The organism is Breznakia pachnodae (genome assembly GCF_030814225.1).
Classification (GTDB): domain Bacteria; phylum Bacillota_I; class Bacilli_A; order Erysipelotrichales; family Erysipelotrichaceae; genus Breznakia; species Breznakia pachnodae.
The window spans coordinates 1-11303 of record NZ_JAUSUR010000008.1; the positions used below are offsets into that span (position 1 = coordinate 1).

Sequence of the window (11303 nt, forward strand, 5' to 3'; positions counted from 1 at the left end):
GTAGGTAGTGGAGCAGGACTTCCTAACTTTATGGGAATGCCAGGAGAAAACTTAAATGGAGTATTCTCAGCAAATGAATTTTTAACTCGTTTCAATTTAATGAAAGCATATAAAGAAGGTGTAGATACACCAATCTTCAAAGCAAAAAGAGCAGCAATTATCGGTGGTGGTAATGTTGCGATGGATGCAGCAAGATGTGCAAAAAGAGTTGGAATGGAAGAAGTATACATTGTATACCGTAGAAGTATGAATGAACTTCCTGCACGTGCAGAAGAAGTAGAACATGCAGAGGAAGAAGGAATTATCTTCAAGACATTAACAAACCCAGTAAGAGTATTGGGAGATGAGAATGGCTATGTATGTGGTATGGAATGTGTAGAGATGGAACTAGGTGAACCTGATGAAAGTGGCAGAAGAAGACCAATCGTCAAAGAAGGAAGTAACTTTGTGCTTGACGTAGACTGTATGATTATGTCAATTGGAACATCACCAAACCCACTAATCCGTCACACAACAGAAGGATTGGAAGCAAACAAATGGGGATGTCTAGTAACTGATGAACATGGTAAAACAACTCGTGAGGGTGTTTATGCTGGTGGAGATGCAGTTACTGGCGCTGCTACTGTAATTCTTGCAATGGGTGCAGGAAAAGAAGCTGCAGCTGCAATGGATGAGTACATTCAAAGTAAATAGTTAATTAATTTGTTATTATGTAATAACAATGATTTTTAGTGAAGAAGTCCTATACGGGGCTTCTTTTTTGATGATTTAATCGGTTTCACTTTAAAGTGAAATATCATGTAATGACAGATAGTATGGTAATCATGATAATTAGGGTAGGAGATAATTCGTGATCCATATTGTAGAGAGGAGGAACTATGTTATCAAATAGACAGAGAAGAATTGTTCAAATTTTAATTAAAAATAAGCCATTGTATACATCGGTGAAGGAATTATCGACAGAGTTAGATGTTAGCGTTCGAACAATACAAAAAGAAGTACAGACAATTAATGATTCGCTCAAAGAACAAGCACATATTAATAACGTCAGAAATCATGGATATATTTTAGAAGGTGATGATTCTGTTCTTATGCATATATCAAAAAACGAGAATACTCTTCAAGATATGAACGAGAAAAAGGCAAGACTAAGTAGTATTGCTGATTATCTGTTGAATCAAAGTGACTATATAAGATATGAAGATATCTGCGATGAGTTTCTGGTTTCAAAATCAACTCTATCAAATGATATTAAAGAGATTAAATTGAAATTAGAAGAATATGAATTGTTCATTTCTTCAAAACATCCCTTGGGTATCAAAATTGAGGGAAGTGAATTTGCGAAACGTAAAGTATTGGTAAATTTATCAACGATCTTTCACTCAGATACCGTGAATACCGTACACTTCAAAGATTTAGACTTATTCGAAAAAATCAGTGAAGTATTAATTGATACATTAGTAAAAGAGGAATATAAGATATCAGATGTTGTACTACAGAACATCATTATGCATATTTATATATCAGTTGAAAGAATGCGCAGTGGTAATTACTTAAAGATAAACATAGAAGATTCAAATTTTGATATGAGTAGTAATGAAGTGCATATCGCTAAAAATATTCTGGAGATACTGGCAAATGAGTTTGTGTTTCAGGTTGAAGAAAGTGAAATTGTAAATCTTGCAATCAATATTCAAGCAAAGAAGAATCATTATAATCCGGATTTTATTACGGATGAAATTAACGATGATGTGTTAGAGATATTGAAACGTATCAATTCAACATGGCATATTGATTTAGCAGATGATATTGAGTTACGAGTTTCTCTGGCTCTACATTTAATGCCGCTAAAACTAAGAATGATGCAAAGTATTCAATTAGAAAATGAATTGGAGAAAGAAATCAAACAATCATTCTCACTTGCATATGAGTTTGCGGTAGTAGCTTCTAGTTATATGGAAGAGATTACAGGAAAAAGTATGTCACTTGGGGAGTTATCTTATTTAACTGTTCACTTTAGTTTAGCAGTAGAAAAACGAGACTTTGATATAGAAAAGAAAAGTATCTTATTAATAAGTTCTTCACGAAGAGGAGATTCACTATTATTTACGTATCGACTTCGCAGATGGTTTCCTGAAATGATTTCAGAAATTGATATTCGTAATGTGTATGAACTACCTGCACTTGATATAAGTAAATATGATGTAATTTTCACTACAGTAAATGAATCAGAATTGATTCCTGATGATGCTGTATATATTAATTACTTTTTGAGTGAACAAGATCATCATCAAATTGAAAAGGTATTAACAGGTTTGAGTACACGTCAGAATATTATGAAGTACTTTAGTGAAAATTTATTCTTCAATGATGTTGAATCAAGAGAATATGATGAAGTACTGAAAGAACTTTGTGAACGAGTAACCAATATAAAGAAAGATGTTTTCACATCAGAGTTATATCCAGCAGTATTAAGAAGAGAAAAACTTGGATATACAACATTTGGAAATCTGATTGCAATGCCACATCCGGATGGATTGATTACTACAGAAACATTTGTAAGTGTTTGTATTTTAGAAGAACCAATCGATTGGGCGCAGGAGAAAGTACAATTGATTTTCTTAACTTGTAATGAAGAAACAGATCAAAAAGAATTAAGGGCATTATTTGATTTTCTAAGTAGATTAATTATTGACAAAGAAAGTGTCGACTTAATTATCAAAGATAGAACATATGCTAACTTTATAAAACTATTAAAGAGAAAGGTATAAGAGTATGGAAGAATTTAATGAAAGCGGAATGAGTTTGATTCTACATAGTGGGGATGCAAAGAACTCAGCAATGAAGGCATTACGGTTTGCCAGAAAACATGAGTTTGATGAAGCAGAAAAACATTTGAAAGAAGCTCGTGAACACATAGGAGAAGCTCATCAATCACAAACAGACTTATTGCATAAGGAAGCAAATGGTGATGCAACGACGGTTTCGCTATTGATGGTGCATGCACAAGACCACATGATGAATACATTATCATTTATTGATAGTACAGATGAAATGATTCATTTGTATAAAGAAATATATGAATTAAAGAAGGAGAAATAATTATGCAAATTACACTTATTTGTTCAGCTGGAATGTCTACTAGTATGCTAGTGGCAAGAATGGATGAAGCAGCAAAGAAAAAGGGAATTGATGTTGTGATTTCAGCACATAGCTGGACGAACTTAGAAAAGGTAATCAAACAGACAGATATTTTATTGATTGGACCGCAACTAAGTTATGCGGAAGAAGATTTAAGAGCTCAATATCCAGATATGCCAATGGCGGTTATTGACAGTATTAAGTATGGAACAATGAATGGTGATGCAGTACTTGAGGATGCATTGGCATTACAGAAATAGAGAAAAATAAAGGAGAAAATTATGAATTGGGATTCAATGAAAAAGGGATTACATAAATTTGCAATGACGATTCAAAGAAACAAGTATATTCAGGCAATTTCAGTAGGGATGTCTAGAACAATGCCGTTTATGATTGTTGGAGCGTTATTTACATTAACATTATCAATTGGATGGGAACCATATATTGAGTTTTTAGATAGTACATTCTTAGGGGAACTACTAACATTACCAACACAGTTTACAACAAACATCATTTCGATTTACGTTGTATATTTTATTGGTCATGCAATGTCGGAGTCATTTGGACATGATGGTCCATTAGGAGGACTGTTCTCATTATTTGCTTTCTTAATTGTGACACCATTAGGGGTATTTGAAGTAGGTGAATCAATGGTAGAAGCATTACCAATGGAATGGTTAGGCTCAAAAGGATTATTTGTAGCTATTATTTTTGGTTTAATAATTTCACGTATTTATGCATATATTTTAGATCACAACTGGATTATTAAAATGCCTGAAGGAGTGCCACCAACAGTAGAAAAGAGTTTTAGTGGTTTAATTCCAGTATTCGTTATTGCTTTCTTAGCAATTGCAATTCGCGGATTATTTATGGCTACTGATTTTGGAAATATTCATTCATGCATTTATGGGATTGTTCAGACACCACTAGAATCACTGGGTGGAACATTACCAGCACTTATCATTATGACATTAATGATTTCAATTCTTTGGTTCTTTGGCATCCACGGGATGGCAGTTGTCTATAATGTAATGTTACCAGTATTATTATCATTGGATATGCAAAACTTAGCAGCATTCCAGGCAGGTGAGGTTATGCCAAATATTATTGGTGATGCATTTATATGGAATATCTGTTTAGGTGGTTCTGGACAAACAATTGGATTAGTTATTCTTATGGCGTTTAGATCAAGAAGTAAACAGTTTTCTACATTAGGGAAGTTATCATTAGTACCTGGAGTGTTTAATATTAATGAACCACTAATCTTTGGTATACCTATGGTATTGAATGTTAAGTTTGTGGTGCCGTTTATCCTTGCACCGCTTACAGGTGGATTGTTTGCCTACTTTGTGACTGCAATTGGAATTGTACCACCAATGAATGGAGTGTATCTTCCTTTAGGGGTGCCAATGGTTATTATGGGATTCTTCTATGGTAGCTGGAAGATAGCTGCACTACAGTTGGTTCTAGTTATTATGTCAGTTGTAATTTACTATCCATTCTTCAAAAAAGCAGATGAAGAAAAATATCAGGAAGAACAGGCAGCAATACAAACAGATACAGCTGCAACACTAGCGAATGAATAATTATAAGAAACGTTTCCCAGAAAACTTTTTATGGGGTGGTGCTGTTGCAGCAAATCAATGTGAAGGAGCATTTGATGTTGATGGTAAAGGGTATTCTGTAATTGATATATTATCGTTTGGTGATAACTCCAAGAAATTAAAAACAATGTCTTCACAAGATGTCGAAAATGCTCTACAAGATAAAGAAGGATATTTTCCTAGAAGAGATGGAATTGATTTTTACCATCACTACAAAGAAGATATTGCAATGTTTGCAGATCTTGGGTTTAAAGTATTTCGTTTCTCAATTGCTTGGACTCGTATTTTTCCAAATGGTGATGAACTACAACCAAATGAAAAAGGATTACAGTTTTATGAAGATGTAATTGATGAATGCTTAAAATATGGAATTGTACCATTAATTACTATTTCGCATTTTGAAATGCCATTAAACCTAGTTACAGAATATGGTGGCTGGCTAAATAGAAAGTTAATTACATTTTATACAAGATACTGCAAAGTATTGTTTGAACGGTTTGGTCATAAAGTAAAGTATTGGCTTACATTCAATGAACTGAACTTGATTACATTAAGTGGTTATATGCTTGGTGGCATCTTAAGTGATAAAGTAGACAATATGATAGAAGCACAATATCAGGCAGCACATCATCAATTTGTAGCGAGTTCCTTAGCAACTAAAATTGCAAGAGAAACAAATGATAACATCTTAATTGGGGCAATGTTAGGAAGAGATGAATATTATCCTCTGACATGTAAGCCAGAAGATGTAATGCAGTCTATTCAGGACAGTCGTTTTGAATTGTTCTTCTCAGATGTTCAAGTAAGAGGATATTATCCAAGTTACAGTAAACGTTATTTTGAAGAGCATAATATTCATATTAAAAAAGAATTAGGAGATGATGAAATCATTCGAAGTTACACCGTTGACTTCTTATCATTCAGTTATTATTCAACATCCGTATCGGCTTATGATAGAGAAGGTATGGAAACAACTGATGGCAATGGTGTAATAACTGTAAAGAATCCACATCTGAAAGCTAGTAAATGGGGATGGCAAATCGATCCGATTGGACTTCGAATTGCGCTTAATAATTTATATGATCGTTATCAGATTCCATTGTTTGTTGTAGAAAATGGAATTGGAATGCTGGAAGAGATACCAGATGACAAGTATATTCAAGATGATGGAAGAATCCAATATTTTAGGGAACACATCAAACAAATGGGCGAAGCAGTGAAAGATGGGGTTGAACTGATGGGATATACGCCTTGGGGATGTATTGATTTGGTTTCTTCTGGAACTTCAGAAATGGAAAAACGCTATGGTTTCATCTATGTAGATAAAGATAATTATGGAAATGGAACATTACAGCGTTATCCTAAAAAGAGCTATTACTGGTATAAGAAAGTAATTGCAAGCAATGGAGAAAAATTAGATTAAAATAATGAAACAAGGGACATCAATGATGTCTTTTGTTGCGTAAAGTGGTATATTAATAAATAGGAAGTTTATAGTTCGTGTCGATTAATATAGCAACTTATAAACAAAAAAAGGAGGGTAAGAATATGAAGAGATATACAGTAATTACAGGTGCAAGTTCAGGAATTGGATATGCCAGTGCAATTAAATTTGCTCAACGTGGAGATAATGTTATACTGGTTGCTCGTCGTGAATCCAGATTAGAGGAATTACAGGAAGAGATATTACAAATAAACCCAAATATAGATTGTATATATTTTGCATTGGATTTATCAATAATGGAAAACTGTTATAAGCTATATAATCAATTGGCTGATTATGATATAAAGACTTGGATTAATAATGCTGGTTTTGGTGTATATGGAAAACAAGATGAATTACCACTTGATAAACTGCAGGATATGCTGCATCTGAATATTGAAGCAGTTAGTATTTTATCAACTTTATTTATCCGTGATTATAAAAATAAAGATGATACTCAACTAATTAATGTTTCATCAGCTGGTGGTTATACAATTGTACAAGGAGCGGTTGCTTATTGTGCTACAAAATTCTTTGTTAGTTCCTTTAGTGAAGGATTGGCAATGGAATTAGATAATGAAGGCGCAAAAATGAAAGTAAAAGTTCTGGCACCATTCTTGACCAAAACGGAATTTGCTGAAGTTGCAAACAATGATCAGGACTTTAAATATGAAGATAAGTATGAAAAATTTCATACGAGTGAAGAAGTCGCTCAGTTTCTTATTGATTTATACGAAAGCGATAACTGCTTAGGAATTGTGAGCCGTGAAGATTTTGCGTTTACACTATGCGATTATCAATTTAAACATTCAGGACCATCAAAATAAAACAGCAATTCATATCATGTATTTTAATATAATTATTGATATAGTTAGGAAGGAGTGTAGAGATGTCGATACAGACGAAAGAGAAAATGGTAATGTGGGTAAAACATAATGTTGAGCAGTCACCAAGTTTAGAAGAAATGGCTGACTATGTTGGATATTCTGCATTTCACTGTTCGAGGGAATTCAAAGAATTTACAGGGATGACTTATAAGAAGTATCTTGCAAACTGTAAACTTGAAGCAATCGCAAATGATTTAGTAGCTACTAGTGAGCGTATTATTGATATTGCATATCGTTATGGTTATTCTTCTAGTGAAGTGCTGAGTAGAGCGTTTCGAGTGGTTTATCTTAAATCACCTAGAGAATATCGTGAACACTATCGTAGTGGACAGCTCTAACACAAGATGGGGTAAATTATGAACGATAAACGATTAGAAATTAAAAAGAAGTTAAGAAGATATGAAAATTTAGGATATGAAGTTCCAAAGATGAGTCTAATTAAAACAGATGAACAGATTCAGGGAATTAAAGATAGTGCAAAAATTAATATTGCATTGCTTGATTATATTGGTGAATTTGTAAAAGCAGGTGTCACAACTGAATATCTAGATAATCTTATTTATGAAAAGACACTTGCTCATGGTGCAATTCCTGCGCCACTTGGTTATGAAGGATTTCCAAAGAGTTGCTGTATTTCAATTGATAATGAAGTATGTCATGGCATTCCTAACGATAACCAAGTACTAATGGATGGAGATATTGTTAATATTGATGTTTCTACAATTTATAATGGCTATTATTCAGATTCATCAAGAATGTTCTGTGTAGGCAATATATCAAAAGATAAGAAGCGGCTTGTAGAGATTGCCAGAGAGTGTATGGAAGCTGGTATTGAACAAATCAAGCCATGGACACCAATTGGTAATGTTGGTGCTGCAGTGAATGCTCATGCAGTTAAGAATGGCTATAGTGTAGTTCGTGAAGTAGGTGGTCATGGAGTAGGGCTAGAGTTTCATGAAGATCCATGGGTAAGTTTTGTATCCAAGAAAGATACAGGCATGCTTATGGTGCCAGGTATGATGTTTACCGTTGAACCGATGATTAATGCAGGAGGACCATCAATTTTTCTAGATGAAGAGAATGGATGGACAATTTATACTGTTGATCAAAAACCATCAGCTCAATGGGAGAAAACCATTTTAGTAACGGAAGATGGATATGAGGTAATTGCATACTAATGAAAATGTAAATTTATGAAACTTTCAAGAAAGTATTGTAAAATTTTCATTTATCATTTATAATAACATCTAATACAGCTAGGAACTGAAGTAGTAACTTTGAAAAACACAGTAGAGAGCAAGTGGTTGGTGAAAACTTGTGTGTAATAGAAGCGAACTTGTCAGGGAGCTAATAGATAAGCTATTCGTAGGTCGGCGTTAACGATAAATGAAGTGCATGTACGTTTGTATATGAACTAAGGTGGTACCGCGTAATATACGTCCTTAGAGTAAATCTAAGGACGTTTTTTTATTAATTAGGAAAGTTCTATAAAAATATTAGGATAAAAAGAAATAAATGTTAATAAAAAAGTAAGCACAAAATGGAACTACAATATTAATGCAGTCACTAATGGAAGATGGCTGGTCGGTATTGTAGATGGAATTTCATTGTGTGTAAATGGAGCAGGATTGATTTGAATTCTTTATCGTAACACCTTGCATAAGGAAAGATGAAGAAGAAAATAATCTTACAGGGCCACAAGAAAGGTGCCTGGTATTAAATCTTTGTATTTAATATGATTTCTTAGAAATCATTTTCTTGTTAAATAAAGGAGAGTAAGACGTATGGTGTTTAATCATAAGAAAATTGAAAAGAAATGGCAACAGTATTGGGATGATCATAATACATTCTATACTGATATAAGAGACTTTAGTAAACCAAAGTATTATGCTTTGGATATGTTTCCTTATCCTTCAGGAATAGGATTACATGTTGGACATCCAGAAGGATATACGGCAACGGATATTATTTGCCGTAAAAAAAGAATGGAAGGGTTTAATGTTTTACACCCAATGGGATATGACAGTTTTGGATTACCAGCTGAACAATATGCAATCAGTACTGGTAACAATCCAAAAGACTTCACAAATGAAAACATTAAGACATTTACCAGACAGTTAAAAACATTAGGTATGTCATATGACTGGAGTAAAGAAATTGCTACAAGTGATCCTTCATTCTATAAGTGGACACAATGGATCTTCAAACAATTATTTGATGATGGATTAGCAAAATGTGTTGATATGCCAGTGAACTGGTGTGAAGAATTAGGTACAGTATTAGCAAACGATGAAGTAATTGATGGTAAAAGTGAACGTGGAGGTTATCCAGTTATTCGTAAGAATATGCGTCAATGGGTAATTGATATTGTAGCTTATGCAGAAAAGTTATTGGATGGTTTGGATACAATTGACTGGCCTGAATCAACAAAAGAAATGCAAAGAAACTGGATTGGTAAATCAATTGGAGCGAGTGTAACGTTTAGCGTAGATGGATATGATGCATCATTTGATGTATTTACTACAAGAGCAGATACGTTATTTGGAGCTACATATTGTGTATTAGCGCCAGAACATGAACTTGTTGATAAGATTACAACAACTGATAAAAAAGCGGATGTAGATGCTTACAAATTAGCAGCAGCTAGTAAATCAGAAATTGAAAGAACTGAATTAAATAAAGAAAAGACAGGTGCCTTTACTGGAGCTTATGCAATTAATCCAGTAAATGGTAAGAAAGTTCCAATCTGGATTAGTGATTATGTATTAAGTACTTATGGTACTGGAGCAATCATGGCAGTTCCTGCACATGATGAAAGAGATTATGAATTTGCAACAAAATTTGGTATTGAAATCATTCCAGTATTGGAAGGTGGAGATATCAGTAAAGAAGCCTTTGTTGGTGATGGTGTTCATATTAACTCTGATTTCTTAAATGGTTTAGGAAAACAGGATGCAATTGATACGATGATCAATTGGTTGGAAGAACATAAATGTGGAACGAAAAAGATTAATTATCGTTTACGCGAATGGATTTTCGCAAGACAACGTTATTGGGGAGAACCAATTCCAGTAGTAACATTAGAAAACGGAAACCAAATTAGTTTACGTGATGATGAATTACCACTTATCTTACCTGCATTAAAAGATTACTCTCCTGGAAAAGGTGGTGCATCACCACTTGATCGTGATCAGGATTGGGTAAATGTGGAAGTTGATGGAATTAAAGGAAAAAGAGAAACAAGTACAATGCCAGGTAGTGCAGGGTCTAGTTGGTATTTCCTTAGATATATTGATCCTAATAATGATGAAGTGTTAGCAGATAAAGAATTATTAAAACACTGGTTACCAGTAGATTTATACATTGGTGGACCAGAACATGCAGTAGGACACTTATTATATGCAAGAATGTGGAACAACTACTTATATGATAAAGGAGTAGTTCCAGTAAAAGAACCATTTAAGAAACTGATTCACCAAGGAATGATTTTAGGGGAAAATGGAATCAAGATGGGAAAACGCTTCCCTGAGTTTGTAGTTGATCCTGATGATATCGTTGAACAGTTTGGTGCTGATACATTAAGAGTATATGAAATGTTTATGGGACCATTAGAAGCAAGTAAACCATGGTCACATGCAGGAGTTGAAGGTACTAGAAAATGGTTAGACAGAGTATATCGTTTATTTAGTGAATATCAGGATAAGATGGTAGAAACAAATAACCATAGTTTAGATAGAGTTTATCATGCAACGGTTAAGAAGGTATCTGGTGATATTGAAACCTTAAATTTAAATACAGCAATATCACAAATGATGATTTTCATTAATGAGTGTTATAAAGCAGATGAATTATATATTGAATACTTAAAAGGATTTGTGAAGATGTTTGCATGCTTCGCACCTCATTTAGGTGAAGAATTATGGAGTACAGTCTTCAATGAACAAGAAAGCTTAACTTATGCAGACTGGCCTACCTATGATGAAAAAATGTTAGTTCAAGATGAAGTTGAAATTATTGTTCAGGTAAATGGTAAACTTCGCGCGAAGTTTATGATGGCAAATGGAAGCAGTGATGATGCAATCAAAGAAGAAGCGTTAGCTTTGGATGCGGTTAAAACATACACGGAAGGAAAGGAAATACGTAAAGTTATTGTAATTAAAAATAAATTAGTAAACATTGTAGTTTAAA

Annotated in this window: 10 protein-coding genes and 1 other annotated feature; all 10 genes read left to right on the plus strand. The window is 33.7% G+C overall.

Annotated features, from left to right (window positions below; all coding sequences use genetic code 11):
* A partial coding sequence (locus tag J2S15_RS17390) for an FAD-dependent oxidoreductase (protein ID WP_307410730.1) occupies positions 1-693 on the plus strand: 693 nt, incomplete at its 5' end.
* A gap of 185 nt (positions 694-878) precedes the next feature.
* Entirely contained in the window at positions 879-2771 is a 1893-nt protein-coding gene (locus J2S15_RS17395; RefSeq protein WP_307410732.1) for a BglG family transcription antiterminator, read from the plus strand.
* Between the two features lie 4 nt (positions 2772-2775).
* Entirely contained in the window at positions 2776-3102 is a 327-nt protein-coding gene (locus J2S15_RS17400) for a PTS lactose/cellobiose transporter subunit IIA (RefSeq protein WP_307410734.1), read from the plus strand.
* A gap of 2 nt (positions 3103-3104) precedes the next feature.
* Positions 3105-3401: a PTS sugar transporter subunit IIB gene (locus tag J2S15_RS17405; protein ID WP_307410736.1), complete on the plus strand. Its 297-nt coding sequence runs from the start codon at positions 3105-3107 to the stop codon at positions 3399-3401.
* A gap of 21 nt (positions 3402-3422) precedes the next feature.
* The gene (locus J2S15_RS17410) at positions 3423-4727 is read left to right on the plus strand and encodes a PTS sugar transporter subunit IIC (protein ID WP_307410737.1); all 1305 of its coding nucleotides are present in this window, start codon (positions 3423-3425) and stop codon (positions 4725-4727) included.
* Complete coding sequence (locus tag J2S15_RS17415) at positions 4720-6168, plus strand: 6-phospho-beta-glucosidase (RefSeq protein ID WP_307410738.1); 1449 nt, start codon at positions 4720-4722, stop codon at positions 6166-6168. Before J2S15_RS17410 ends, J2S15_RS17415 begins: the two co-directional genes overlap by 8 nt.
* A 125-nt stretch (positions 6169-6293) precedes the next feature.
* The gene (locus tag J2S15_RS17420; RefSeq protein ID WP_307410740.1) at positions 6294-7055 is read left to right on the plus strand and encodes an SDR family NAD(P)-dependent oxidoreductase; all 762 of its coding nucleotides are present in this window, start codon (positions 6294-6296) and stop codon (positions 7053-7055) included.
* Positions 7056-7117: 62 nt separating this feature from the next.
* Entirely contained in the window at positions 7118-7453 is a 336-nt protein-coding gene (locus J2S15_RS17425; protein WP_307410743.1) for a helix-turn-helix transcriptional regulator, read from the plus strand.
* 18 nt (positions 7454-7471) lie between these two features.
* Positions 7472-8293, plus strand: coding sequence for a type I methionyl aminopeptidase (map, locus tag J2S15_RS17430; protein WP_307410746.1), 822 nt, complete (start codon positions 7472-7474; stop codon positions 8291-8293).
* Positions 8294-8364: 71 nt separating this feature from the next.
* Positions 8365-8562 (plus strand) — a binding site (T-box leader).
* A gap of 337 nt (positions 8563-8899) precedes the next feature.
* Complete coding sequence (leuS, locus tag J2S15_RS17435; RefSeq protein ID WP_307410748.1) at positions 8900-11302, plus strand: leucine--tRNA ligase; 2403 nt, start codon at positions 8900-8902, stop codon at positions 11300-11302.
* Position 11303: the final 1 nt, after the last annotated feature.

What these genes read in the sequence shown, in the direction of transcription:
- J2S15_RS17395 (WP_307410732.1), top strand. Translation starts at nt 879, where the DNA reads ATGTTATCAAATAGACAGAGAAGAATTGTTCAAATTTTAATTAAAAAT.
- J2S15_RS17400 (WP_307410734.1), top strand. Translation starts at nt 2,776, where the DNA reads ATGGAAGAATTTAATGAAAGCGGAATGAGTTTGATTCTACATAGTGGG.
- J2S15_RS17405 (WP_307410736.1), top strand. Translation starts at nt 3,105, where the DNA reads ATGCAAATTACACTTATTTGTTCAGCTGGAATGTCTACTAGTATGCTA.
- J2S15_RS17410 (WP_307410737.1), top strand. Translation starts at nt 3,423, where the DNA reads ATGAATTGGGATTCAATGAAAAAGGGATTACATAAATTTGCAATGACG.
- J2S15_RS17415 (WP_307410738.1), top strand. Translation starts at nt 4,720, where the DNA reads ATGAATAATTATAAGAAACGTTTCCCAGAAAACTTTTTATGGGGTGGT.
- J2S15_RS17420 (WP_307410740.1), top strand. Translation starts at nt 6,294, where the DNA reads ATGAAGAGATATACAGTAATTACAGGTGCAAGTTCAGGAATTGGATAT.
- J2S15_RS17425 (WP_307410743.1), top strand. Translation starts at nt 7,118, where the DNA reads ATGTCGATACAGACGAAAGAGAAAATGGTAATGTGGGTAAAACATAAT.
- map (WP_307410746.1), top strand. Translation starts at nt 7,472, where the DNA reads ATGAACGATAAACGATTAGAAATTAAAAAGAAGTTAAGAAGATATGAA.
- leuS (WP_307410748.1), top strand. Translation starts at nt 8,900, where the DNA reads ATGGTGTTTAATCATAAGAAAATTGAAAAGAAATGGCAACAGTATTGG.